At 61.5% G+C, this 25,261-nt stretch carries 22 protein-coding genes, 1 tRNA gene and 1 pseudogene; 13 read left to right on the top strand and 11 right to left on the bottom strand.

Annotated features, from left to right (window positions below; all coding sequences use genetic code 11):
• Window positions 1–14: 14 nt before the first annotated feature.
• A complete protein-coding gene (locus tag OLZ32_RS34005; RefSeq protein WP_264424719.1) occupies window positions 15–1,469 on the bottom strand; it encodes a mannitol dehydrogenase family protein in 1,455 nt (484 codons plus the stop codon).
• The gene (gene uxaC / locus OLZ32_RS34000) at window positions 1,466–2,881 is read right to left on the bottom strand and encodes a glucuronate isomerase (protein WP_264424716.1); all 1,416 of its coding nucleotides are present in this window, start codon (window positions 2,879–2,881) and stop codon (window positions 1,466–1,468) included. Before uxaC ends, OLZ32_RS34005 begins: the two co-directional genes overlap by 4 nt.
• 180 nt (window positions 2,882–3,061) lie before the next feature.
• Between uxaC and OLZ32_RS33995 the strand changes: the two genes are divergently transcribed.
• Window positions 3,062–3,271: a SlyX family protein gene (locus tag OLZ32_RS33995; RefSeq protein WP_264398691.1), complete on the top strand. Its 210-nt coding sequence runs from the start codon at window positions 3,062–3,064 to the stop codon at window positions 3,269–3,271.
• A gap of 48 nt (window positions 3,272–3,319) precedes the next feature.
• On the opposite strand, the gene OLZ32_RS33990 is transcribed toward OLZ32_RS33995, so the two are convergent.
• Together OLZ32_RS33990 and OLZ32_RS33985 are read right to left on the bottom strand one after the other, a co-directional pair.
• Window positions 3,320–4,801: an NAD-dependent succinate-semialdehyde dehydrogenase gene (locus OLZ32_RS33990; protein ID WP_264424714.1), complete on the bottom strand. Its 1,482-nt coding sequence runs from the start codon at window positions 4,799–4,801 to the stop codon at window positions 3,320–3,322.
• A 66-nt stretch (window positions 4,802–4,867) separates the two neighbouring features.
• Window positions 4,868–6,148, bottom strand: a complete 1,281-nt coding sequence (locus OLZ32_RS33985) for a 4-aminobutyrate--2-oxoglutarate transaminase (RefSeq protein ID WP_264424712.1) — start codon at window positions 6,146–6,148, stop codon at window positions 4,868–4,870.
• A 171-nt stretch (window positions 6,149–6,319) separates the two neighbouring features.
• Between OLZ32_RS33985 and OLZ32_RS33980 the strand changes: the two genes are divergently transcribed.
• The 3 genes from OLZ32_RS33980 to OLZ32_RS33970 all read left to right on the top strand — a co-directional run bounded on the left by OLZ32_RS33980 (window position 6,320) and on the right by OLZ32_RS33970 (window position 9,779).
• Window positions 6,320–7,129, top strand: coding sequence for a MerR family transcriptional regulator (locus OLZ32_RS33980; protein WP_003544277.1), 810 nt, complete (start codon window positions 6,320–6,322; stop codon window positions 7,127–7,129).
• A gap of 241 nt (window positions 7,130–7,370) precedes the next feature.
• Complete coding sequence (locus OLZ32_RS33975) at window positions 7,371–7,997, top strand: ribonuclease D (protein ID WP_003544278.1); 627 nt, start codon at window positions 7,371–7,373, stop codon at window positions 7,995–7,997.
• 231 nt (window positions 7,998–8,228) lie between these two features.
• Window positions 8,229–9,779 (top strand): hypothetical protein, encoded by a 1,551-nt coding sequence (locus tag OLZ32_RS33970; protein ID WP_264424710.1) that lies wholly within the window; start codon window positions 8,229–8,231, stop codon window positions 9,777–9,779.
• 175 nt (window positions 9,780–9,954) lie between these two features.
• Here the strand turns inward: OLZ32_RS33970 and rpsA are convergent, their stop codons facing one another.
• The 3 genes from rpsA to aroA form a co-directional block, all read right to left on the bottom strand.
• Window positions 9,955–11,658: a 30S ribosomal protein S1 gene (rpsA, locus tag OLZ32_RS33965; RefSeq protein ID WP_003544285.1), complete on the bottom strand. Its 1,704-nt coding sequence runs from the start codon at window positions 11,656–11,658 to the stop codon at window positions 9,955–9,957.
• Window positions 11,659–11,834: 176 nt separating this feature from the next.
• A complete protein-coding gene (cmk, locus tag OLZ32_RS33960) occupies window positions 11,835–12,482 on the bottom strand; it encodes a (d)CMP kinase (protein WP_264424708.1) in 648 nt (215 codons plus the stop codon).
• A gap of 72 nt (window positions 12,483–12,554) precedes the next feature.
• Complete coding sequence (gene aroA, locus OLZ32_RS33955; RefSeq protein WP_264424707.1) at window positions 12,555–13,913, bottom strand: 3-phosphoshikimate 1-carboxyvinyltransferase; 1,359 nt, start codon at window positions 13,911–13,913, stop codon at window positions 12,555–12,557.
• A 275-nt stretch (window positions 13,914–14,188) separates the two neighbouring features.
• On the opposite strand from aroA, the gene OLZ32_RS33950 reads away from it, so the two are divergent.
• The 5 genes and pseudogenes from OLZ32_RS33950 (at window position 14,189) to OLZ32_RS33930 (ending at window position 16,983) form a co-directional block, all read left to right on the top strand.
• The gene (locus OLZ32_RS33950) at window positions 14,189–14,572 is read left to right on the top strand and encodes a TIGR02300 family protein (RefSeq protein WP_003544290.1); all 384 of its coding nucleotides are present in this window, start codon (window positions 14,189–14,191) and stop codon (window positions 14,570–14,572) included.
• Between the two features lie 150 nt (window positions 14,573–14,722).
• Window positions 14,723–14,798: transfer RNA gene (locus tag OLZ32_RS33945), tRNA-Ala, on the top strand.
• A gap of 120 nt (window positions 14,799–14,918) precedes the next feature.
• Window positions 14,919–15,151: pseudogene (locus OLZ32_RS33940) on the top strand (GIY-YIG nuclease family protein).
• 252 nt (window positions 15,152–15,403) lie between these two features.
• Window positions 15,404–16,126, top strand: coding sequence for a YoaK family protein (locus OLZ32_RS33935; protein ID WP_003544294.1), 723 nt, complete (start codon window positions 15,404–15,406; stop codon window positions 16,124–16,126).
• Window positions 16,127–16,194: 68 nt separating this feature from the next.
• On the top strand, window positions 16,195–16,983 hold the full coding sequence (locus tag OLZ32_RS33930; protein WP_264424704.1) for a YdcF family protein: 789 nt from the start codon (window positions 16,195–16,197) through the stop codon (window positions 16,981–16,983).
• A 3-nt stretch (window positions 16,984–16,986) separates the two neighbouring features.
• Here the strand turns inward: OLZ32_RS33930 and OLZ32_RS33925 are convergent, their stop codons facing one another.
• Window positions 16,987–17,460 (bottom strand): hypothetical protein, encoded by a 474-nt coding sequence (locus tag OLZ32_RS33925; protein ID WP_028743597.1) that lies wholly within the window; start codon window positions 17,458–17,460, stop codon window positions 16,987–16,989.
• A 172-nt stretch (window positions 17,461–17,632) separates the two neighbouring features.
• Between OLZ32_RS33925 and OLZ32_RS33920 the strand changes: the two genes are divergently transcribed.
• Window positions 17,633–18,268, top strand: coding sequence for a trimeric intracellular cation channel family protein (locus OLZ32_RS33920; protein WP_264398667.1), 636 nt, complete (start codon window positions 17,633–17,635; stop codon window positions 18,266–18,268).
• A gap of 117 nt (window positions 18,269–18,385) precedes the next feature.
• On the opposite strand, the gene irrA is transcribed toward OLZ32_RS33920, so the two are convergent.
• Window positions 18,386–18,805: an iron response transcriptional regulator IrrA gene (gene irrA, locus OLZ32_RS33915; RefSeq protein ID WP_003544303.1), complete on the bottom strand. Its 420-nt coding sequence runs from the start codon at window positions 18,803–18,805 to the stop codon at window positions 18,386–18,388.
• A 300-nt stretch (window positions 18,806–19,105) separates the two neighbouring features.
• On the opposite strand from irrA, the gene fabA reads away from it, so the two are divergent.
• The 3 genes from fabA to fabI are packed head-to-tail and all read left to right on the top strand — an operon-like array spanning window position 19,106 to window position 21,713.
• Complete coding sequence (gene fabA / locus OLZ32_RS33910; RefSeq protein WP_222270059.1) at window positions 19,106–19,621, top strand: 3-hydroxyacyl-[acyl-carrier-protein] dehydratase FabA; 516 nt, start codon at window positions 19,106–19,108, stop codon at window positions 19,619–19,621.
• A 45-nt stretch (window positions 19,622–19,666) separates the two neighbouring features.
• The gene (fabB, locus tag OLZ32_RS33905; protein ID WP_264424701.1) at window positions 19,667–20,899 is read left to right on the top strand and encodes a beta-ketoacyl-ACP synthase I; all 1,233 of its coding nucleotides are present in this window, start codon (window positions 19,667–19,669) and stop codon (window positions 20,897–20,899) included.
• Between the two features lie 7 nt (window positions 20,900–20,906).
• Window positions 20,907–21,713, top strand: coding sequence for an enoyl-ACP reductase FabI (gene fabI / locus OLZ32_RS33900; RefSeq protein WP_003544307.1), 807 nt, complete (start codon window positions 20,907–20,909; stop codon window positions 21,711–21,713).
• A 96-nt stretch (window positions 21,714–21,809) separates the two neighbouring features.
• On the opposite strand, the gene OLZ32_RS33895 is transcribed toward fabI, so the two are convergent.
• Together OLZ32_RS33895 and pnp are read right to left on the bottom strand one after the other, a co-directional pair.
• Window positions 21,810–22,826, bottom strand: coding sequence for a class I SAM-dependent methyltransferase (locus OLZ32_RS33895; protein WP_264424699.1), 1,017 nt, complete (start codon window positions 22,824–22,826; stop codon window positions 21,810–21,812).
• A 75-nt stretch (window positions 22,827–22,901) separates the two neighbouring features.
• Window positions 22,902–25,040 (bottom strand): polyribonucleotide nucleotidyltransferase, encoded by a 2,139-nt coding sequence (pnp, locus tag OLZ32_RS33890; protein ID WP_003544313.1) that lies wholly within the window; start codon window positions 25,038–25,040, stop codon window positions 22,902–22,904.
• Window positions 25,041–25,261: the final 221 nt, after the last annotated feature.

Raw genomic sequence — 25,261 nt, 5'->3', positions numbered from 1 at the left:
CGGCTGCCCACCTCCTAAAAGAGCGGCAGCCGGTCGTCCTGGATCAGGATCTCCAGCTTGTCAGCCACATCCTGCGTCCAGGCTCGGTGGCCTGTCAAAGCCGCCGGGAAAAGTCCGGGAAGGGTGAAGAGAGCCGCCGAGATCGCCAGGCCGGTGCGCGGGATATCGGCGATGAGAGCGGCGACTTCGCCAGCACGGGGGTCGCGCAATTCGTAGCGCTCGCCGTTGCCGTGCTCGCCGATCGCATAACGCATCCACGCGGCAACAGCGATCGCATAGGTCTCTGCCCTATCGCCATGCGCCAGCGCCTCGCTTGCCGGCTCCAGCAGCCGCTGCGGCAGTTTCTGCGTGCCGTCCATGGCGATCTGATAGGTGCGATGTGCGATCGCCTTGTTTGCAAAGCGCGCTATCAATTCGCTGGCATAGTCATCGAGATCTATGCCCGGCACCGGATCGAGCGTACGCGCGGCCGCATGCATGTGGCGGTAGGCAAGGGCCGCCAGGGCTGCATCGTCCATTACGTCGCGGATGAATTCATAGCCGCCGATATAACCGAGATAGGCGAGCAGCGAATGCGCGCCGTTCAGCATCCGCAGCTTCATTTTTTCGTAGGCCGAGACATCGGTGACCATCAGTGCGCCGGCCTTGTCCCAGGCCGGCCGGCCGTTGGCGAAATGATCCTCGATCACCCATTGCGTGAAAGGTTCGGTCTCGATCGCCGCCAGATCCTGCCGTCCGGTCAGCCGTTCGGCATCCTGGTAGGTCGCCTCGGTGCTGGCAGGCGTGATGCGATCGACCATAGTCGAAGGGAAGGGCACATTTTCCTCGATCCACTGACGAAGCGAAGGATCGACGCGTTCGGCAAAATCGAGAACCAGCCGTTTCAGAACGGCGCCGTTACTCGGAAGATTGTCGCAGCTGAGCGGCGTGAAAGGTGGAACGCCCTTGACCCGGCGCCGGGAAAGTCCCTCGACCAGATAGCCGATGACGCCGCGCGGCGCATGGCGGTTGGCAAGGTCGGCCGCCACATCGGCATGGTTGAGGTCGAGCCCTCCCGTCGCGGTATCCATGCCATAGGCCTTTTCCGTCACCGTCAGGCTGACGATGCGGATCGCGGGATCTTCCAGCCGATCGAGCAGTCCTGACGGATTACGGGTCGCCACATGCGCCCGCAGAATGGGACCAATCACCTGCGCCACCGTGCCCGACGTATCGCGGATCAGCATCGTATAGAGGCCGTCCTGTTCGTTCAGGTGATCGGCGACATCGGCCGTGCGCAGGCTCGCCACCTCGATACCCCAGTCTCCGCCCTCTGCGGCAAGTGCTGCATCCGTAAACGGCGCGAAATGCGCGCGGAAGAAGGCGCCTGGACCCAGATGCAGGATGCCGCTTTTCAGCCGGCTGCGGTCATAGGCGGGAAGCTTCGCCGTCGGGGCGAGGCCGGAAAGGGTCCGTAGTCGTTCGGTCACAGCTTGTAGGCCTTCTTTGCATTGCCATAGGAGAGCTCGCCTGCGACGATCTCGGCTTCTCGCTTGGAAATCCGGTGCTCGGCGACGAGCTGGGCAAGGAAGCGGCAGACTTCGCGGCGCCAGACGTCATGCCGGGCCGGGATCGATAGCAGCGCGCGCGTATCGTCGTTGAAACCCGCCATATTGGCAAAACCCGCCGTCTCGACGACCTGGTCGAGGTAACGGCGGATGCCGAGCGGGCTGTCGTGGAACCACCAGGGCGGGCCGATCATCAGGCAGGGCCAATGGCCGACCATCGGCGCCAGCTCGCGTGCATAGGTCGTCTCGTCGAGCGTGAAGAGCAGTACACGCAAACCTGGTGCGTGACCATATTTTGATAGCAGCGCATTCAAGCCGCCGACCCAGTCCGTGGGTGTGGGGATATCGGCGCCCATATTGGGGCCGCGGGCCGCAAAAAGTCCGCTGTCGGTATTGCGTCTCGAGCCGGCATGGATCTGCATCACCATGCCGTCCTCGGCCGAAAGTCCGGCCATCTCGGTCATCATCTGGCCGCGGAAGAGCTCGGCATCCTCGGCCGAAAGCGGACCCTTCAGCGCCTTGTCGAGCAGCGCCTGTTTTTCCGCAAGCGGCAGATCGGCGGTGAAGGCCGTGGGCACGCCGTGATCGGTCGCGGTGGCGCCGAACTGGCGGAAATAGGCACGCCGACGCCGATGCGCCTCGATCAGGCCGTCCCAGCGCGTGACCTCAGTGCCGGTGATCTCTCCGAACTTGATGAGATTGTCGCGGAAGCCGACGGCATCGGGATCGGTGACACTGTCCGGCCTGTAGGTGGTGCGCACCTTGCCGATCCAGCCGTCGGCCGCCAACTTCTGGTGATGCGCCAGCGGGTCGAGCGCCCCATCCGTGGTCGCGATCGTTTCGATGCCGAATCGCTGATGCAGCGCCCGCGGGTGGAATTCGGGAAGGGCAAGCTGGGCATTGATATGGTCGTAGAGCGCATCGGCATTGTCTGATGTCAGCGGCTCGGTGCAACCGAGCACGGCCGACATGGCGTGGTCGACCCAGAGGCTCGAAGGCGTCCCGCGGAAAAGATGATAATGCGCGGCAAAGGTCCGCCAGATCGCCCGTCCCGTTGCCACCGGTTTGCCGTCGAGCCGCGGAACGCCGAGCTCGTCCAAGGTGACGCCGACGCTGTGCAGCATGCGGAAGAGATAGTGATCGGGAATGACCAGCAGCGAGGCCGCGTCTTCGAAGGGTTTGTCGTCCGCAAACCAGGAGGGTTCGGTATGCCCGTGCGGGCTGACGATCGGAAGATTGCGCACCGTCTCGTAGAGGTCTCGCGCGATGGTCCGTGTTGCCGGATCAGCCGGAAAAAGCCGGTCCGGATGAAGAAAGCCGTTTTCTGCATCCATCAGTATTCCTCCCTGATGGATAACGGCCTACCCCACAACATCAGGCGCGGCAAGGTCTTTTAGTAACCAAACGGTACAGTTTTGCGCGTGGCCGCGCCGGGCATGGAAAGCATTGACGCGGCGGCCTATTTCCGCTTTGGGAGAACCATCTGTTCTGCCGGTTTCGGCAAAGGAGGATCGATGTCCGACGAGACGAACCGCATCACCAGGCTGGAAGAAACGCTGGCCCACCAGGCAAAGACGATCGAGGAGCTCTCCGATCAGCTCGCCGAGCAATGGAAGACGGTCGAGCAGATGCGCACCAAGCTCGATCGGCTGACTGAACGCTTCCTGTCGCTGGAGGAGCAGTCGCTGGACCCCCCCGGGATCACCCGACCGCCGCATTATTGATGGCACGCGGCCGAATGCCGCGTGCTTCTTGTACCGAGTGATGACGGATCAGACGCCGCCAATGCAGAGATATTTCATTTCCAGATAGTCGTCGGCGCCGTGCCGCGAGCCTTCGCGGCCGAGGCCGGATTGCTTGATACCGCCGAAGGGTGCCGTCTCGGATGACATCAGGCCGGTATTGATGCCGATCATCCCGTATTCCAGCGCTTCCGCCACCCGCCAGACCTTCTTCAGATCGCCGGCGTAGAAATAGGCGGCGAGGCCGAACTCCGTGTCGTTGGCTTGGTTGATGACATCCTCGACCGTGTCGAAACGAAAGAGCGGCGCCACCGGCCCGAAGGTCTCCTCGCGCGCCACCTTCATGCCGCGCGCAACGCCGGTCAGCACCGTCGGCGTGAAGAAGGTGCCGGCGCCGTCGATGCGCTTGCCGCCGGTCAGCACCTTGGCGCCCTTGGCAAGCGCGTCGCTGACATGGTCTTCCACCTTGGCAAGGCCTTGCGCGTCGATCAGCGGCCCGATGACGACACCCGGCTTGAAGCCGTCGCCGACCCACATCTCGGCGACCTTGGCGGCAAGCTTGGCGGCAAAGGCGTCATAGACGTTCGACTGGACATAGAGGCGGTTGGCACAGACGCAGGTCTGGCCGGCATTGCGGTATTTGGAGGCGATGGCACCTTCGACGGCAGCGTCCAGATCGGCATCGTCGAAGACGATGAAGGGCGCGTTGCCGCCGAGCTCCAGGCTCACCTTCTTGATCTGGTCGGCGCACTGCCGCATCAGGATACGGCCGACCTCCGTCGAACCGGTGAAGCTGATCTTGCGCACCTTTTCATTGCCGCAGAGCTCGCGGCCGATCGCCGGACCGTCGACCCCGACGATGACGTTGAAGACGCCGGCCGGAATGCCGGCCTGCTCGGCGAGCACGGCAAGCGCGATCGCCGTCAGCGGCGTCTGTTCGGCGGGCTTCGAGACCACGGTGCAGCCGACGGCAAGCGCCGGGGCGATCTTGCGGGTGATCATCGCCGCCGGGAAATTCCACGGCGTGATCGTGCCGACGACGCCGACCGGCTGCCGGATGACGATCATCCGCTTGTCGTCGGAAGGCGCGGGGATCGTCTCGCCGTAGATGCGCTTGGCTTCTTCTGCGTACCATTCGATATAGGCCGCGGCATAAAGGATCTCGCCGCGCGCTTCCGGGAACGGCTTGCCCATTTCGGCGGTCAGGATCGCGGCGAGTTCGTCGGCATTGGCAACCATCAGGTCGAACCATTTGCGCAGGATCGCGCTTCGCTCCTTGGCCGGACGGGCCGCCCAGGCCGGCTGGGCGGCATGGGCCGCATCGATTGCCGTCCGCGTCTCCGCCGCACCCATATCGGGCAGCGAGGCGAGCAGCTCGCCGGTTGCCGGGTTCAGCACGTCGAAAGTCTTCGTGGCATCGCCTGATGTCCAGACGCCGTCAATATAGCCGGCATCGCGCAGCAAGGGCGAGGAGAAGCGAACGTGCTTGGTCAGTGCGCTGGTGAAAGCCATGTCATATCCTCCTTGGGAGTGCGGCTGCCGGTTGCCGGCAGCCATTGAAATCCAGTTCGGGTGCGATCACTTGGCCGCGCTTGCTTGCAGCATGGAGGCCTCGAGAATATCGAGCGCTTCGCCGAAGATCTCGTCCTGGATGGTGATCGGCGCGAGGAAGCGGATGACGTTTCCGTGGACGCCGCAGGTGAGCAGGATCAGACCCTTGTCGAGCGCGATCAGCCGCACCCGGTTGGCAAATTCCGCACTCGGCAGTCCCGTCGTCCGGTCGTTGAATTCGACGGCGTTCATAAAGCCCGGTCCGCGGATTTCGACGATCTCGGGCACCGTCTCGCGCAATGATTCCAGCCGCTGCTTCAGCCGTCCGCCAAGCTGGTTGGCGCGGTTGCAGAGATCTTCGTCGGCAATGACGTCGAGCACGGCGTGGGCGGCGGCGATCCCGAGCGGATTGCCGCCATAGGTGCCGCCGAGCCCGCCCGGTCCCGGCGCATCCATGATCGCGGCGCGGCCGGTGACAGCGGCGAGCGGAAAGCCGCCGGCCAGGCTCTTTGCCATCGTCGTCAGGTCGGGCGCCACCTCGTGATGATCCATCGCGAACATCCTGCCGGTGCGGGCAAAACCGGTCTGCACCTCGTCGGCGATCAGCAGGATGCCGTGCTGGTCGCAGAGCTCGCGCAGCGCCTTCATGAAGGCGGCAGGTGCGGAGTAAAAACCGCCTTCGCCCTGTACCGGCTCGATGATGATGGCCGCGACGCGCTGCGGATCGACATCGGCGGCGAAGAGCTTCTTCAGCGCCGCCAGCGACTGATCGGCGGTGACGCCGTGCAGCTCGATCGGGAACGGAACGTGGAACACGTCGCCCGGCATCGCGCCGAAGCCGACCTTGTAGGGCACGACTTTGCCGGTCAGCGCCATGCCCATGAAGGTGCGGCCATGGAAGCCGCCGCCAAAGGCGATGACGGCCGAGCGGCCGGTTGCGGCACGCGCGATCTTGACGGCGTTCTCAACCGCTTCGGCGCCCGTCGTAACGAAAATCGTCTTCTTCTCGAAATCACCAGGCAGCAGCGCGTTCAGCCGTTCGGCAAGGTGCACGTAGCTTTCATAGGGCACCACCTGATGGCAGGTATGGGTGAAGCGGTCGAGCTGATCCTTGACCGCTGCGATGACCCGGGGGTGGCGGTGGCCGGTATTGAGAACGGCGATGCCGGCGGCGAAATCGATGTAACGGCGGCCCTCCTTGTCCCAGATCTCGGCATTCTCTGCACGATCCGCATAAATCTGGGTCGTCATGCCGACGCCGCGTGAAATAGCAGCATTCTTCCGATCCGTAAGGTTGATCGCGTTCATCGATGCGCTCCTGCGCTGAAAAGGGGCTTTAGAACTATCTTGCATAAGTTCTGCAAGATGTGTAGAAAGTTCCTACATTTTTCCTGCAATAAATCAAGCGGCTTTTTTTGCTTCAAACATCACGCTTTTTGATGAAGGTTCTGGGGCGATTGGAATCGGAGATAGTTTCGGATGAACGATAATGGGCCTGTACGCTACAAGGTGGCGGAAGCCGCGCGGCTGGCGGGCGTTTCGGCCTCGACGCTGCGTCTCTGGGAAAGCCAGGGTCTGGTGGTTCCCGGTCGTTCCGAAACCGGCCATCGGCAATACAGCGCCGACGATGTGGCGCGGCTGAAGCGCATCTCCTGGTATCGTGTCGAGCGCGGGCTCAATCCCGCGGCAATCCGCGAGGCGTTGGAGAGCGAGGAACCTTCCGCCGATGGCGCCGAGGCAAGCCAGGATACCGGCCTCGGCCGCAAGCTGCGCAGCCTGCGCCATGCGAGCGGCAAGACCCTCGATCAGGTGGCCGGCGTCATCGGCGTCACCTCGTCGACGCTCTCGACGCTGGAGCGCACTTCGCAGGGCGTCAGCTTCAAGACGCTGCACGATCTGGCAGAGTATTACGGCACCACCGTCTCCCGCCTCTCGGGTGAAGAAAGCGGGGAGGTACCGGTGCTGGTGCGCGCCGGCGAATGGCGCAAGTGGCCGGAAACGACGCCGGGTGTCGCGGTGCAGCTTCTCGCCGAAGGCCGCAGGATGATGGACTGCCATCGTTTCGTGCTGGCGCCCGGGGCTGCCAGCGAGGGCGCCTATCGCCACGAGGGCGAGGAATTCATGCATGTCTTGTCCGGCCGGCTCGAACTGGTGCTCGACGGCGATCAGTTCTTCGATCTCGGGCCTGGTGATTCACTTTATTTCGAAAGCCGCCGCGATCATTCCTGGCGCAACCGACACGATGGCGAAACCGTACTTCTCTGGATCAATACGCCGCCGACATTCTGATGCGGAGATTAAAAGAGCGAGAGTGTCCTATGTCCGTCCAAGAGGACGCACGGCGCTCTAGCAGCAGGAAAGCGGTTTCGCACTCTGCGCCTTTGCGCTATAGCGCTGCTGCACAATTCCTTAAGTCGGAATCGATTTGAGGATAAAATTATGCAGCCATTCAAAGTGCTACAGCGTCCTTTGCGGCTCTCGAAAAGACGCGCCGCGCTGTAGGGGATGCATTCGAACGAAAGATTGTCTCATGGCGGCCACCATACGTTATCACGAAGGCGATATTTCCGCGGCCGACGTAGCCCGCTACACCGGCGCGATTGCGATCGACACCGAAACGCTCGGCCTGGTGCCGCGCCGCGATCGGCTCTGCGTCGTCCAGCTTTCGCCGGGTGACGGCACCGCCGATATCATCCGCATCGCCGCCGGTCAGAAAGAGGCGCCCAATCTCGTCGCCCTGCTCGAAGACCCCACCCATCAGAAGATCTTTCATTACGGCCGCTTCGATATTGCCGTGCTCTTCCATACTTTCGGCGTCACGACGACCCCGGTTTTCTGCACCAAGATCGCCTCGCGCCTGATCCGGACCTATACGGATCGCCACGGCCTCAAGGACAATCTCAAGGAGATGCTCGACGTCGACGTCTCCAAGGCGCAGCAATCTTCCGATTGGGCGGCCGAGAGGCTGTCTCCGGCCCAGCTCGAATATGCCGCCTCCGATGTGCTTTATCTGCATGCGTTGCGCGATAAGCTGACGGAACGCCTGATCCGCGACGGCCGCTATGATCATGCGACGGCCTGCTTCGAATTCCTGCCGACCCGCGCCAAGCTCGACCTGCTCGGCTGGGAAGAGGCCGATATCTTCGCCCACAGCTGAGCGAATTGCCTTCATTCTGCGTTTGCTAGTAACCGGGCGGCAGACTTGTCTGCGGCCGTTAGCGATTCATTAACGCCTGTTTATTAACATTCCCGTTAATTTTTATGCATTTCGATGACGCCGGAACTGCGTCATGCGGATAGGAGGATCTGCTGGGATGCAAGGGGACCGGATGAGCGCGGTCCTTTTCTAGAGCCTGCTTTCATCGTCACTTTACGAAAGGAGCATGCCATGTTGACTCCCGTTCGTGCAGCGTCCAATGCAAGCTTTTCGTCCCAGGGTCAGACAGCGGCGATCGTCGCCAGTGGTCTCAGCCACTCGGTGATCGCCCCCGCGCCTGTCAACGCCGTCGAAGCCTCAGACCTCAATTCCGCCATTGCCGGCAAGCTCAATATTCTGCTCCTTGCGGCGCGCGAGCGCATGGTCGAAGCCCTTTTCGATGTCATCGATGCGGCAGGCCGCTCGATCTCGCTGGATCGTGGCGAGGACGAGAGCAATCTTGCCTTCGCCTCGCGGCTCGCCGATGCCATCCGGCGGCTGCCAACCGCCAGGATCGACGAGGTCGAGCGCCAGCTGACCGCGCAAGGCCACGGTCTGCCGCTGCGGACCATTGCCGAAGCTCTGAAAAACCCGACAGGCCCGGAAGCCGCCCGCATCGTCGCCTATCTGGAAATCGTTCGCTACAAGGATCGCGATCTCGCCGCCCGCGCCGTCGTGCGCTCCTATCGCCAGAACGACGCCTCGCCGATGCGCGCCGAAGCCCGCCCCGAAATCCAGCTGCCCGAAATCCGGCTGCATGAGGACAGCCTGCCTGCCGCCTTGCGCCAGCCGACGGACAAGCCCGTGCCGGCCGATTCGCTGATCGAGGCCGCAGCTCCGGCGACCGCCGAAGAAGCGGTCATCGCCGAAGCCGTGGAAACTGATGATCTGGAAACGCCGAAGGCTGAAAACCGGGCTCAATCCGCCCCAGCGACGGCAAGGGAGATCGCCCCGGAAAAATCTGCGCCGCAGGAGATCGAAGCCGAGCAACCCTTGCCGGCGGAAGCCACAGCGGCCGACGATACGCCGGAAACGCCGGAGCCGGCTGCCATTCAACCCCGTGCGATGTCGGAAAAGGTTGACCCTGTCATTCCCAGGAACTGGGCAGGAATTGCCGCCTCCATGACCGAAGAAGTCTCCGAAATGATCGCCACCATCATCCGCGAGCAGGACATCGAAACCGTGCTTGAGGATGTTCCCGTCGAGGCGGCAGTGGAGATCGATACAATCCTCGACGACGCCGTCATCAGCGATGCGACCGAAACCTTGACCAGGCAGCCGACCGAATTCACAGCACCCGATCCTCGCCAGTCCGCAGCGCTCCGTCCGTCGCAGATGGATATCGAGACCGCGGCTGCCCGTCAGCCGAAAGAAATCTCCGCGCAACCGCAGATGATGCCGGTTCCCGAGACGGTCGAGGCTTCCTATGTGCCGTTGGCGGCAAGGATGCCGGAGGGATTTGCCTATAGCCAGCTGCCCTACCAGTTCGCCAAGGATACACCGTCGAACGAGAAGGCAGGCGAAACGCACCACCAGCATCAGCACCACCGCGACGACGCGTCCGAGGATCAGCAGCAGGCGCAGTCCGGCGGCGAGGATGCCGAGCCCGACGCTGAAGAAACCGCCGCAACACCCGAGCGGCGGACGCCAAGGATGATCGACGCCGAACCTTCGGCCTATCAGCCAGGCCCTGCCGCCGATCCGGTCTATGCGCTCTATCAGCGCATGGTCGGCTGGGAATAGAGCAATTCCAGGCAAAGCGCGAAGCGGTTTTGCCGGGATTGCGTAAAACCAAGAGGATAGAGCGGCTCTGCGCTCCGTTAAAAGCTGAACCGCTCTAGCACTTTTCATTGCCTGAAAATGAAGAACCCGCCGGAGCGATCCGGCGGGTTCTTCAATTCAAAGGCGGATGCGAGGCTTATTCGCCGCCGCGGTTCTTCAGGGCTGCGCCGAGAATGTCGCCGAGCGAAGCGCCGCTGTCGGACGAACCGAACTGGGCAACGGCTTCCTTCTCTTCCGCAATCTCCAGAGCCTTGATGGACAGCATGATCTTGCGGTCCTTCTTGGAGAAGTTGGTGACGCGGGCGTCGAACACCTGGCCGACCGAGAAGCGCTCGGGGCGCTGTTCGTCGCGGTCGCGGGCGAGGTCGGCGCGACGGATGAAGGAAGTGATGTCCTCGTGGTTGACGAGCTTCACTTCGACACCGCCGTCATTGACCGCGATGACTTCGCAGGAAACGACTGCATTCTTGCGCAGGTCGCCAGAAGCAGCGGCGTCGCCGACTGCATCCTTGCCGAGCTGCTTGATGCCGAGCGAGATGCGTTCCTTCTCGACATCGACGTCGAGAACGACGGCCTTGACGACGTCACCCTTGTTGAACTCCTCGATGACCTGTTCGCCCGGACGGTTCCAGTCGAGGTCGGAGAGGTGCACCATGCCGTCGACGTCGCCGTCGAGACCGATGAACAGGCCGAACTCGGTCTTGTTCTTGACTTCGCCTTCGACTTCAGTGCCGGCCGGATGGCTGCGGGCGAATGCTGCCCACGGGTTTTCCAGCGTCTGCTTGAGGCCGAGCGAGATACGGCGCTTGGACGGATCGACTTCGAGAACGACGACTTCGACTTCCTGGCTCGTGGACAGGATCTTGCCGGGGTGAACGTTCTTCTTGGTCCAGGACATTTCCGAGATGTGGATCAGGCCTTCGATGCCCGGCTCCAGCTCGACGAATGCACCGTAGTCGGTGATATTCGTGACGGTACCGGAAATCTTCTTGCCTTCCGGATACTTGGCCTGGATGCCATCCCACGGATCGGACTCGAGCTGCTTCATGCCGAGCGAGATACGGTGGGTTTCCTGGTTGATGCGGATGATCTGAACCTTGACCTGCTGGCCGATGTTCAGGATTTCCGACGGATGGTTCACACGGCGCCATGCCATGTCGGTGACGTGCAGCAGGCCGTCGATGCCGCCGAGGTCAACGAACGCACCGTAATCGGTGATGTTCTTGACGACGCCGTCAACAACCTGGCCTTCTTCGAGGTTCTGAACGATTTCAGAACGCTGCTCGGCACGGGATTCTTCCAGAACCGTACGGCGCGAAACCACGATGTTGCCGCGGCGCTTGTCCATCTTGAGGATTTCGAAGGGCTGCGGGTTGTGCATCAGCGGGGTCACGTCGCGGATCGGACGAATGTCGACCTGAGAACGCGGCAGGAAGGCGATCGCACCGTCGAGGTCGACCGTGAAGCCGCCCTTGACCTGGTTGAAGATCACGCCTTCGACGCGCTCGCCAGCTTCGAACTTGGCTTCGAGCTTGACCCAGCTTTCTTCGCGGCGAGCCTTCTCGCGCGACAGAACGGCTTCGCCAAGCGCGTTTTCGATGCGCTCGACATAAACTTCGACTTCGTCGCCGACCTTCAACAGGCCGTCCTTGGCGCGCGCGCCGAATTCCTTGAGCGCGATGCGGCCTTCAACCTTCAGGCCGACGTCGACAACGGCGACGTCCTTCTCGATGCCCGTGACGATGCCCTTGGTGACATAGCCTTCGGCCAGGTCGTTCTTGGCAAAGGACTCTTCGAGAAGAGCCGCGAAATCCTCGCGGGAGGGGGTAGCTACTGACATAAAATCTCCTGCGTGTCCTGAAACGGAAGCGGACACGTATGCGCCGGTTGGTTTGCGTTGAACGGGCCTGAACCCAGTCCGCCCTCTCTTACGAAGGCAATCCGGCGCTTGGACGGAATTTCAGGCTTGCTGTATTAGAAGCGATCCATGCTCAGAGCACGCAAAATCGCTTGAATTTAGGCATTTCGGCTCAAGACCGCATCGATGATCGATTGAGCAGCTTGAAACGCGGCCTCTATACTCATTTCCGACGTATCAAGCAAGTGCGCATCATCAGCTGGTTTCAAAGGGCTGTCGGCCCGTCCCATGTCGCGTTCGTCGCGCCGCTTGACGTCCTCGAAGATCGCATCGAAATCCGCCGTCAGGCCTTTGCCGAGAATCTCGTCATAACGGCGTCTTGCGCGAACTTCCGGCGACGCCGTTACATAGAATTTCACCGCCGCATTCGGACAGACGACCGTGCCGATATCGCGCCCGTCGAGCACGGTTCCCGGCGCTTTCGTCGAATACCGCCGTTGCGCCTCGACCAGCGCCCGGCGCACCGCCGGCATGACGGCTATCTTCGAGGCGGCTTCGCCGATCTCATGTTTGGAAAGTATATCGCGATCCAATCCGGCGAGTTCAACCTCTCTTGCGATCTTTTCCGCCACCGCCTCGTCGTCGAGCGGCAGGCCGGCATCGAGCAGCGCCTTGGCCGTGGCGCGATAGGTCAGGCCGGTATCCAGATGATGGAAGCCGTATTGGTCGGCGATGCGGCGTGAAAGCGTGCCCTTGCCGGCCGCCGCCGGGCCATCGATGGCGATAATGAAGGTCTCGTTTGTCATGCGATTAATCCTGCGGCGGCGCGCCGAAACGGCGAATGAGTTTGTCTTCGCGGAATTGCCCCGGCTGGTAGATCATTCCGGCACCTCCTCGATCTTTGCTCCAAGGCCGGTCATCAGCTGCATGAATTCCGGAAAGCTGGTCGCGATCATCGCCGCGTCGTCGATCGTGACAGGATGTTCCGAGGCAAGCCCCATGACAAGGAAGCTCATGGCGATGCGATGGTCGAGATGTGTGCTGACCCTGCCGTCGGCAGCGTTACCGAGGCCCTTGCCGTCTGGCCGGCCGCGCACGACGAGAAAATCCTCGCCCTCGTCGCAGTCGACGCCATTGAGTTTCAGGCCATCGGCCACGGCGGAAAGACGGTCGGACTCCTTGACGCGCAGTTCCTCCAGACCCTTCATGACCGTCGCGCCCTCGGCGAAAGAGGCAGCGATGGCGAGGATAGGATATTCGTCGATCATCGACGGCGCCCGATCTTCGGGAACTGTGACGCCCTTGAGCTCGGAATGGCGCACGCGCAGATCCGCCACGTCCTCGCCGCCGGCAAGACGCGCATGCGCCACCTGGATATCGGCCCCCATCTCCTGCAACGTCAGGATCAGCCCGGTGCGGGTCGGGTTCATCAGCACGTTGACGATGGTGATGTCGGAGCCGGGGACAAGCAGCGCTGCAACCAGCGGGAAGGCGGTGGAGGAGGGATCGCCGGGGACGTCGATCACCTGGCCCGTCAGCTTGCCGCGGCCTTCGAGCCGGATCGTGCGGACGCCGTCCTCGTCGGTCTCGACGGAAAGGGCGGCGCCGAAACCCTGCAGCATCTTTTCGGTATGGTCGCGCGTCATCACCGGCTCGATGACCGTGGTGACACCTGGCGTATTGAGGCCGGCAAGCAGCACGGCCGATTTCACCTGGGCGGACGCCATCGGCACCCGATAGCGGATCGGGCTCGGCGTTCCCGGGCCTCTGAGCGTCACCGGCAGCCTGTCGCCTTCGGAGGCGCTGACCTGCACGCCCATTTCGCGCAGCGGAGCGAGCACACGGCCCATCGGCCGTTTCGAAAGCGAGGCGTCGCCGATGAAGGTGGAGCGAAAATCGTAGGTGCCGACGAGGCCCATGGTCAGCCGTACGCCGGTGCCGGCATTGCCGAAGTCGAGCGGCGCGTCAGGCGCAAGCAGCGCACCGTTGCCGGTGCCCTCGATCACCCACTGCGTGCCCTCTTTGCGAATTCGGGCGCCCATCGCCTGCATCGCCCGGCCGGTATTGATCACGTCCTCGCCTTCGAGCAGGCCGGTGATCCCGGTTTCGCCGGAAGCAAGCCCGCCGAACATGAAGGAACGATGCGAGATCGACTTATCGCCCGGAATACGGACGCTGCCCGCAAGACCGGCGGATTTGCGGGCGGTGGCGGGCCTGGGTGCAGAACCGTGCAGCATGCGTAATCCTTTGCAAACGCAGTCAATTTTTGCCGCAAGACAGGCTGGGACGGTCGCAACTCCCGCCCGCTTCTGCAGCTGTTGCGGCTCGTTAACATAAACGTGCCGGGCGGTCATCCGCCGGCTTGCCAAATACCCCGCGCCCGGATCGCAAAGTTTGGCTTTGACATGGGAAGCCACAGCGATTAAGGGGACCGGCTTATAAATTCCGATGGAACGCCGGCTTGATCGGCATTTGCCGAATCTCGCATTCGGTCATTCACACGAGGCTTATAGTGGCGAAAGCGGAACTTGGAACCAAGCGTACCGATCCGGAAACCGGCAAGAAGTTTTATGATCTGAACCGGGATCCGATCGTCTCTCCCTATACCGGCAAGTCCTACCCTCTCTCCTTCTTCGAAGAAACCTCGGCGATCGCCGAGGTTGCCGAGGAGGACGAGGTCGCGGAAGTCGATACTGAAAACACCGAAGTCGAACTGGTTTCGCTGGAAGATGCCGATGAAGCCGCCGGCGGCGACGACATCCCCGATATCGGCGATGACGATGTCGAAATCGAAGGCGATGACGACGACGATACCTTCCTCACACCCGACGAAGATGACGATGATGACGACATGAGCGATATCATCGGCGTGACCGGCGACGACGACGAAGTTTGAGACCGCATTTCGGCCCGGCGAGGAAAAAATTCTCCGGGCCGCATTTTTTTAGGCTTGCTATCTCCGGAATCCGGAAGTAATAAGCCGCCACTCCGAAGGCGCACGCCTGAGGAGCATCCCAGGACCGGCCCTGAGCCGGACCACCTTGATGGGGCTATAGCTCAGCTGGGAGAGCGCTTGCATGGCATGCAAGAGGTCAGCGGTTCGATCCCGCTTAGCTCCACCAGCCTACGCTCTTCGAGCTTCGGCTCGACAAGCCGGGAGGCTTGACGTGACGAGGGCGAGAAGGAAGCGGAGGCTGCCGCGCCGAAGTTGCGGAGCAACGTAGGCGGGCTATGATCCTTCCATGAAGTATGTCTACATTCTCCATAGTGCCGAATTTCCGGATCGCTATTACGTTGGCGTGACCTGAAGGTGCGTCTGGCAAAGCACAACGCCGGCGAGGTTTCTCATACCTCGAAATACCTCCCTTGGTCGCTCAAGACCTATCTCGCTTTCTCCGACGAAGCGCAGGCCTTTGCTTTCGAGAAATATCTGAAGTCGGCTTCAGGCAGAGCTTTCGCAAAGAAAAGACTCTAGTCGCCCCTTCAATTCCGGTAGGACGCTTCCACAGCCGCCGGCGCTTCACGTTTACATCTCGACGTTTGGGAGTTTATCTTTGGTCATTTGATCTCCGTAAGATTCCAATCAGACAATTGCAACGCCGACCACTGGGGCGCGCGTTAGATTGACCGTAAACGCTCCCTTCGGATCGCCTTTGCCAATTCCTCAATGAGAGCATGTATGTTGGTTGCCGCAATCTCAGCGATTCGGCTCCAGGACCCTCACCCAATGACCAGAACAAGACGCCGTCGCATCATTCGGACCCGACGAACCCTGACCGGGCTCGCCCTTGTCGGCTCGATCTCGTTTCTGGCCGGCATGACCGATGCGACCGGTCTTCTGCTGACCGGCGATTTCGTCTCGTTCATGACGGGCAACACGACGCGGGCCGCACTGGCCTTGAGCGAGGGCAATCTTTATCACGCCGCGGTCCTGATCTCGGCCATCGTCATTTTCGTGCTCGGCAATGCGGCTGGCGTCGTCATCTCCCACGTCTCGCAACGCCGCATTTTCGTGGTGCTTGGCTGCGTCGGGCTGGTTCTGGCGCTCGCCTCGATGATGACGGTGCAGAACATGCTGTTCGTGCGGTTCTACATGATCGTTTTTTCCATGGGCATGGTGAACGCCGCCGTCGAGCATATAGAAGGCCTGCCGATCGGGCTGACCTATGTGACCGGCGCCCTGTCGCGTTTCGGCCGCGGCATCGGCCGCTGGATCATCGGCGATCGTCGTGTCGAATGGACGATCCAGATCGTGCCCTGGGGCGGCATGGTGCTCGGCGCGATCGCCGGCGCCGTCCTGACACGGCTAACGGGCGCACACGCGTTGTGGCTGGTCTCACTCTTCGCCATGGTGCTTGCACTTGCCGCCATGCTCATCCCGCGGCCGCTTCAGCGCCGCTTCAATCAGAAGGTCGCACCGAGCGGATCGGCCATCACGCGCGCGAAATAAAACCGTCGCATTCCTGTCACCGTCGAATCGGATAGGAAGGATCGCCGCCAATCCTCAAGGAGTGGGTCTTGTTCCTGATTTCGAAGCTTGTCTGGATTTTCGCTCAGCCGCTGTCGCTGGCATTCTTCCTCGTCTTCCTTGCCCTGCTTGCCGGCCTTCTGCGCTGGCGTATCTTAACTATCCTCGGCGCAGCCGGTTCGGCCCTCATCCTCTTCGTTACGCTCTACACCACGGCCGGCAACCTGTTGATGCAGGGTCTCGAGCAGCGCTTCGCAAAGCCCGCCGCCGATCCCGATAGCCTGCAATGCATGATCGTGCTCGGCGGCGCCTTCGAAAATGAGGTGAACACGGCGCGCCACGGCATAGAATTCAATGGTGGAGCCGATCGCTTCATCGAAGCCCTGCGGCTGGCGCAGAAATTTCCGCAGTCGCGCATTCTGGTGTCGGGCGGCGACGGCTCCATTTCGGGCGTCTATGAAGGTGATGCGGCGGCGTCCGAGCGTTTCTTCCCGCTCTTCGGCGTCGGCAGGGATCGCCTGATCGAGGAGAGGCAATCGCGCACGACCTTCGAAAACGCCGTCAACACCAAGGAGTTCCTGGCAAGCCAGGGGCTTTCCAATTGCCTGCTGATCACCTCGGGTTTCCATATACCGCGCTCCGTCGGCATCTTCCGCAAGCTCGGCATCGATATCGTGCCCTGGCCGACCGATTATCGCACCGACGGCCAGGTAAGGCCGGGGTTGGATTTTACCCAGCCGAACCTCAATGCGCAGAACATGGCGACGGCGATCCGCGAATGGTACGGCATGGTCGGCTATTATCTCGCCGGCCGCACGTCGGAGCTCTTTCCAGGCTAAGGTTTACTTCTTCGAGATGGTGACGAATTTCGTGCCGCGGACGCGTGCCGTCACGGTGCAGGGATCACCTTCGGTGCGGTCGCAGAAGCGCGGATGCATCTTCATCGCCAGCACCATGTTGCCGAAGCGCTGGACGAAATCGTAGCCATAGATCTGTGCGGTCGCGATCATGAAATAACCGCCTTCGGCAACCTGAAGGTAGAAATTATAGGTGCAGCCGTCGTCATTGCATTGCGGCCCCTTCTGCCCGTCGCAGGTCAGCTGGCCCTCGTTGACCACCGCGTCGATCAGGCCATCATTGTTGATGTCCTGCCGGATGATGAAACCGTCGGCAAACTCGGCCGTCTTGCACTGCTCCTGGAAATGTTTCTTCTCGTAGATCTCAGGATCGGAGATCAGCGATTGCTGACTGAGGGCGACAGCCGGCATGGCAAGCAGCAGGACGATATTCAGAACGGCGAGCACCAGCGTTTTCACGGCTTTCCTCTTTGGATAAGGGCTCCTAATGCATGTCGCCCAAAACTGTGCAGCGGTTTTGGGACAACGACATGCATTAAATCAAAGACTTCAGCTTTATGGCCGCGCCGCCTTGCGCCGCCCTTGCCACCGTGATTGATTCCGCAAAACTTCCGCCGGTTCCGGGGCTCGCATGTCTCTGCTCGTCTATCTCGATTATGCCGGTATTGCGCTGTTTGCCGCAACAGGCGCACTTGCCGCCTCGCGCAAGCAATTGGACCTGATCGGTTTTTTGTTTTTCGCCATGGTGACGGGAACCGGCGGCGGCACCGTGCGCGATATCGTGCTCGGCCGCGTGCCGGTCTTCTGGGTGCTGAACCCCGCCTATATCCTCGTTTGCTGCATCGTGGGCGTCATCGTTTTCTTCACCGCCCACCTGCTGGAATCGCGCTATCGCCTGCTGATCTGGCTGGATGCGATCGGCCTTGCCGCCTATTGCGTGATCGGTGCCGCCAAGGGCCTCGCCGCCACCGGTTCGCCGACAATTGCGATCGTCACCGGTACGCTGACGGCGACCTTCGGCGGCATATTGCGCGATCTGATGGCAAACGAGCCTTCGGTGCTGTTGAGGCCGGAAATCTACGTGACCGCGGCCCTCATCGGCGCCAGCGTGTTCACGCTCGCCAATGCGCTTGGAATGCAGCTCTATCTGGCGTCTGCCTGCGGCGTCGTGGCGGCCTTTGGGGTGCGCGGTGGCGCCCTGTGGTTCGGCTGGACCTTCCCGACCTACAGGCACAAGCCCGGCCGGCATCCCGACGATATCATGTGAAGCCTAATGCATGTCGCCCAAAAGTGCGCAGCGGTTTTGGGACAACGACATGCATAAAAACAAAGATCTAAAGGGCGTCGCATGACGCCGATTCGGCGCAACGCTTTAGAGGCGTCGTCAGCCCTGCTTCGCCCGCAGGCGGATCACCACGTCGACATGGGCGATCTCCATGCCTTCAGGCGGTTCCGGCAGATTGGCGATCGTCAGGTTGCTGACGGGAATGTCGAGCACCTCGTTCTCGCCTTCGACGAAGAAATGGTGATGGTCGGAAACATTGGTGTCGAAATAGGTCTTGGCGCTCTCGACGGCGAGAACGCGGATGAGACCGGCTTCCGTGAACTGATGCAGCGTGTTGTAGACGGTTGCCAAGGACACCGGCACGCCGGCGGCAACCGCCTCCTCATGCAGTTCCTCGACGGTCAAATGCCGGTCGCCCTTGGCAAACAGGAGGTCGCCGAGCGCGACGCGCTGGCGGGTGGGGCGCAGGCCTGCACCGCGCAGCCTTACCTCTATTGCGATCGGGAATGCACCCGTCATCAAAACCAACTCCGGTTATTCTGGCATAAAGCAATCATGTTTCTTTAAGCGGTATAACTTTTGCATCGGAGCCTTTCAATAGTTCAATGGAGACGGGAGCCTGATAAACGCGGCAAAAACGGGCTTTTGACGCAAATAGGTCTGGTCCCAGCCCTAGCCTTCCTGTATGCGACCACCAAATAATGGCGCAAGCCTGGTCCGGGGCGATGAATGAAGCTGCCTTGCTTGTGCTTCATTTTCTGAAGAACTTGGACTACACGTTCACATCCATCGGCTTGATGCGGGGGGAAAAGAAACTTTATGACGACCAGACAGTCCAGCTTCTCGTATGAAGAACTCATCGCTTGCGCACATGGCGAGCTGTTCGGCCCCGGCAATGCGCAGCTGCCCCTGCCGCCCATGCTGATGGTTCACCGCATCACGGAGATTTCCGAAACGGGCGGCACCTTCGATAAGGGTTACCTCAGGGCGGCATACGACGTACGCCCGGACGACTGGTATTTTCCCTGCCATTTCGAAGGCAATCCGATCATGCCGGGCTGCCTCGGTCTCGACGGCATGTGGCAGCTGACCGGTTTCTTTCTGGGTTGGCTCGGCGAAGAAGGCCGCGGCATGGCGCTTTCGACCGGCGAAGTGAAATTCAAGGGCATGGTCCGGCCACAGACGAAGCTGATCGAATATGGCATCGACTTCAAGCGTGTCATGCGCGGCCGTCTGGTCCTCGGCACCGCCGACGGCTGGCTAAAGGCGGACGGCGAGACCATATATCAGGCGGCCGACCTTCGCGTCGGTCTATCGAAAGACAAGACGGCCTGAAACCGCATTTCGAGCGGCTGACGAAAACAACAAAGGTTTGATCAGATGAGACGGGTAGTTGTCACAGGTCTGGGTGTCGTGTCCTCGATCGGAAACGACGCGGCCGAAGTCACCGAATCCTTGCGGCAGGCAAAGTCGGGTATCTCCTTTTCGAGCGATTTCGCCGAACATGGATTCAAATGCCAGGTCTGGGGCAGTCCGAAGCTCGGTTCGGCGGAACTTGCCGAACTGGTCGACCGCCGCGCCATGCGTTTCCTGTCGCAGGGCGGCGCCTGGAACCATGTGGCCATGAAACAGGCACTTGCCGATTCCGGCCTGGAAGAGAAAGACTACGCTCAGAATGAGCGTACCGGCATCATCATGGGCTCCGGCGGTCCGTCCACCCGCACCCTGATCGAAGCTGCCGAGATCACCATAAGAAACAACAGCCCGAAGCGCATCGGCCCGTTCGCCGTGCCGAAGGCGATGTCCTCGACGGCATCGGCCACCCTCGCCACCTGGTTCAAGATCCACGGCGTCAATTATTCGATCTCGTCGGCTTGCTCGACCTCGGCGCATTGCATCGGCAATGCCACCGAAATGATCCAGTGGGGCAAGCAGGACGTGATGTTCGCCGGCGGCCACGAAGATCTCGACTGGACGATGTCCAACCTCTTCGACGCCATGGGCGCCATGTCCTCCAAATATAACGACACGCCGGACAGCGCCTCGCGCGCCTATGACGTCAACCGCGACGGTTTCGTCATTGCCGGCGGCGCCGGCGTGCTGGTGCTCGAGGAGCTGGAGCGCGCCAAGGCCCGCGGTGCCAAGATCTACGCCGAAATCGTCGGCTACGGCGCAACCTCGGACGGCTACGACATGGTCGCCCCGTCGGGCGAAGGCGCTATCCGCTGCATGCGCCAGGCGCTCGCCACCGTCAAAGGCGATGTCGACTACGTCAACACCCACGGTACGTCGACGCCGGTCGGCGACAGCAAGGAAATCGGCGCCATCCGCGAAGTATTCGGCTCGAAGATCCCCCATATCCAGTCGACCAAGTCGCTGACCGGCCATTCGCTTGGCGCTGCCGGTGTGCAGGAATCGATCTATTCCCTGCTGATGATGCAGCAAGGCTTCATCGGCGAAAGCGCCCATATCACCGAGCTCGATCCCGAATTCGAAGGCGTGCCGATCGTGCGCAAGCGTATCGACGACGCCAAGATCGACATTGCCCTCTCCAATTCCTTCGGCTTCGGCGGCACCAACGCCACGCTCGTCTTCCAGCGCTATAACGGATAATAATAATATGACGGGAATCATGCAGGGTAAGCGCGGGCTCGTCATGGGCGTCGCCAACAACCACTCGATCGCCTGGGGAATTTCAAAAGCTCTCGCCGCACAGGGTGCGGAACTCGCCTTCACCTATCAGGGCGATGCGCTTGGCAAGCGTGTCAGGCCGCTTGCTGCCGAGGCCAATTCGGATTTCGTGCTGCCCTGCGACGTCGAGGACATCGCCTCTGTCGATGCCGTGGTCAACGCGATAAGCGAGCGCTGGGGCAAGCTCGATTTCATCGTCCATGCCATCGGCTTTTCCGACAAGAACGAGCTGAAGGGTCTCTACGCCGATACGACGCGTGAGAATTTCAGCCGCACCATGGTCATTTCCTGTTTCTCCTTCACCGAGATCGCCAAGCGCTGCGCTCCGTTGATGGAAGATGGCGGTGCGATGCTGACGCTGACCTATAATGGCTCGACGCGCGTCATCCCGAACTACAACGTCATGGGGGTCGCCAAGGCAGCGCTCGAGGCTTCGGTGCGCTATCTCGCCGCCGATTACGGCCCGCGCGGCATCCGCGTCAATGCCATTTCCGCCGGCCCGATCCGCACGCTTGCCGGCGCCGGCATCTCCGATGCGCGCGCGATCCTCTCCTGGAACCAGCGCAATGCGCCGCTGCGCAAGACCGTGACCATCGATCAGGTCGGCAGCTCGGCTCTCTACCTGCTCTCCGACCTTTCCTCCGGCGTCACCGGCGAAATCCACTTCGTCGACGCCGGCTTCAACGTCACCTCCATGCCGACGCTGGAAACGCTGCGCAGGGCGGACGTCGAGTAAACGGCTACCCCATTTGAAACTTAAAGGCCGTGCGCAGATGATGCACACGGCCTTTTTGTTGTTCGATGATAGGATCAGCGTCGAAGCCGCTTGAGCCTATTTCTTCGCCCAGAGAACCTTGAACCGGGCGTTGCGGCAAGTTTCGCCGCTTTCCCTGAAATTCGCCGCCAGAACCAGCTCGTAAGGCAGGCCGCGATTGGCGACGAGCATCAGGCGGCCGCCACCGCGAAGGGCGGATGCGGCAGTCTTGATCATTGCCTGGCCGAGCGCCGGATCGGCCGCGTGTCCCTCATGGAAGGGCGGGTTCATGATGACGAGATCGTATTTATCCTTGACCTGCTCACCCGCCAGATCGTGCCAGAAGAAGCGCACAGGCGCGTTCGGGCAGTTCTTAGCCAGATTATCCCTGGCAGCCTCCAGAGCCGCGTGATCGGCCTCGTAGAGGTCGAGGCGCGTCAGTCCACGCGACTTCCGCGCCATCTCGACGGAGAGATAGCCCCATCCGGCGCCGAAATCCGCAACGTCGCCGGTGAAATCCTCAGGCAGGCGCGAGGCGAGCAACTCCGATCCGGCATCGATGCGGTCATGCGAGAACATGCCGGCGGTTGCATTGAAACGGCCGTCGACGCGGACCGGCGCCTTTGCCAGCTTGGAGATAATCTCGTCTGCATCCGCCGGCCGGCCGAACCAGAAGGCGACGCCGTGATATTTCGGCATATGGTCGACGGCGAGATTGAAACCTTCCATCCGCTTGCGCAGCGGTTGGACACCGTCTTCCTTGGCGCCGGCAACGACGATCAGGCCGCCGAGCCGCGTACGGGCGATCGCAGCGGCAAGATTGGCCTCGTTCTCGCCCTTATGCTTGGTGCAGAGCACCAGAGCCGCATCGTAGTCCTCGCCGTCGATCTCCGGCTTCGCTTCGATCCGCTGCGCCAGCAGCTGCCGATAGAGCGGCCGGAAGCCCTGGACGGCGCTGAGCGAGGCGGCAAAGCCTTCCGGCAGCGCAAAGCCTGCCTCGGCGCCGAGGAAGAGCACGCGCTCGCCCTCGCCGGGCGCTGCGACTGTGCCGCTGGCAAAGGGATGGAACAGGGTCTTCAGCGTCTCGCTGCTCATGGTCTCGTCTCGTCTTCTCATACAAAAAAGGGCGCGGAAGCATTCCCGCGCCCGATAGCAAATTTGGAAGGCGGCTTATTCGGCCGCTTCTTCCTTCTTCTTCTCGTTCGGGATTTCCTGGCCGGTGGCCTGGTCGACGACCTTCATCGACAGGCGAACCTTGCCGCGTTCGTCGAAACCGAGCAGCTTGACCCAGACCTTGTCGCCTTCCTTGACGACGTCCTGGGTCTTGGCAACACGCTCGGAAGCGAGCTGCGAGATGTGGACGAGGCCGTCACGGGCGCCGAAGAAGTTGACGAAGGCGCCGAAGTCGGCGGTCTTCACGACCGTGCCTTCGTAGACCTGGCCGATTTCAGGTTCGGCAACGATCGAGTGGATCCACTTGCGGGCCGCTTCGATCTCCTTGCCGGAGGAGGAAGCGATTTTGACGGTGCCGTCATCCTCGATGTTGATCTTCGCGCCGGTCTTTTCGACGATTTCGCGAATGACCTTGCCGCCGGAGCCGATGACTTCACGGATCTTGTCGACCGGGATGTTCATGACTTCGATGCGCGGAGCGAATTCGCCGAGCTGGCCGCGGCTTTCGGTGATGGCCTTGGACATTTCACCGAGGATGTGGACGCGACCGCCCTGGGCCTGGCCAAGGGCGACCTTCATGATCTCTTCGGTGATACCGGTGATCTTGATGTCCATCTGCAGCGAGGTGATGCCGTCGGCGGTACCGGCGACCTTGAAGTCCATATCGCCGAGGTGGTCTTCGTCACCGAGAATGTCGGACAGGACAGCGAAGCGATCGCCTTCCAGGATCAGACCCATGGCGATACCGGCAACCGGCTTTGCCAGCGGAACGCCGGCGTCCATCAGAGCGAGCGAGGTACCGCAGACGGTCGCCATCGAGGACGAGCCATTCGACTCGGTGATCTCGGAGACGACGCGCAGCGTGTAGGGGAACTGCTCAGGCGTCGGCAGCATCGGACGGATCGCGCGCCATGCGAGCTTGCCGTGGCCGATTTCGCGGCGACCCGGGGAGCCCATGCGGCCGGTCTCGCCAACCGAGTAGGGAGGGAAGTTGTAATGGAGCAGGAAGCGCTCCTTGTACATGCCCGTCAGGCTGTCGACATACTGCTCGTCTTCGCCGGTGCCGAGGGTGGCAACGACGATCGCCTGGGTTTCGCCGCGGGTGAACAGCGCCGAACCATGGGTGCGCGGCAGAAGACCGACTTCCGAAACGATCGGACGAACGGTTTCGAGGTTGCGGCCGTCGATGCGGCTCTTGGTGTCGAGGATGTTCCAGCGGACGATCTTCGCCTGCAGATGCTTGAAGATCGCGCCGACTTCTTCGGGTGTGTACCGGGCTTCACCTTCCTCGGGGAGGAAGTGCGCCTTCACCTTCGCCTTGACGGCGTCGACGGCGGCGTAGCGATCGGCCTTCTGGGTGATCTTGTAGGCTTCGCGAAGTTCACCTTCGGCAAGGCCGAGCATTTCGGTTTCGAGAGCGGAGTAGTCTGCCGGCTGGAAGTCGCGCGGCTCCTTGGCGGCCACTTCGGCGAGCTTGATGATCGCGTCGAGAACCGGCTGGAAGCCCCTGTGGCCGAACATGACGGCGCCGAGCATGACGTCTTCGTTAAGTTCCTTGGCTTCGGATTCCACCATCAGCACGGCGTCGTAGGTGCCGGCGACGACGAGGTCGAGGCTCGATTCGTCCATCTCGTCGAGATGTGGGTTGAGAACGTATTCGCCGTTGATATAGCCGACGCGCGCACCGCCGACCGGGCCCATGAAGGGAACGCCGGAGAGCGTCAGCGCTGCGGAGGTAGCGACCATCGACAAGATGTCCGGATCGTTTTCGAGGTCATGCTGGATAACGGTAACGACAACCTGCGTGTCGTTCTTGTAGCCCTCAGGGAAGAGCGGGCGGATCGGGCGGTCGATCAGGCGGGAAACCAGGGTTTCCTTTTCGCTCGGACGGCCTTCGCGCTTGAAATAGCCGCCGGGGATCTTGCCGGCTGCGTAGGTCTTTTCCTGGTAGTTGACGGTGAGCGGAAAGAAGTCCTGGCCGGCCTTCGGCGCCTTGGCCGAGACGACGGTGGCGAGAACGACGGTTTCGCCGTAGGTGGCGAGAACGGCGCCGTCGGCCTGACGGGCGATCTTGCCGGTTTCGAGTTTCAGCGGGCGGCCGGCCCACTCGATTTCCACTGTGTGTGTATCAAACATGTCTTGTCCTTCAATGCGGGAGCACGCGCTATCGCCGATATCAAGGCGCAGCGCACAGTCGACCGCAATCAATGTGACGTATCACGGGCAAGACAACGGGAGGCTTTTCATCCTCGGTTTCCTCAGGCGTTCATGAGAAACCGGGCCAAAGCTCATTGACAAGCCTTGGCCGAAAGCATCCGGCAATCCTGCCCCATGACAGGTCAACGGTTGGTTTGGCA

Source organism: Rhizobium acaciae, assembly GCF_025941625.1.
Classification (GTDB): Bacteria; Pseudomonadota; Alphaproteobacteria; order Rhizobiales; family Rhizobiaceae; genus Rhizobium; species Rhizobium acaciae.
Note: the sequence above shows the minus strand (reverse complement) of the source record. Positions and strands in the feature narration are given on the sequence as shown.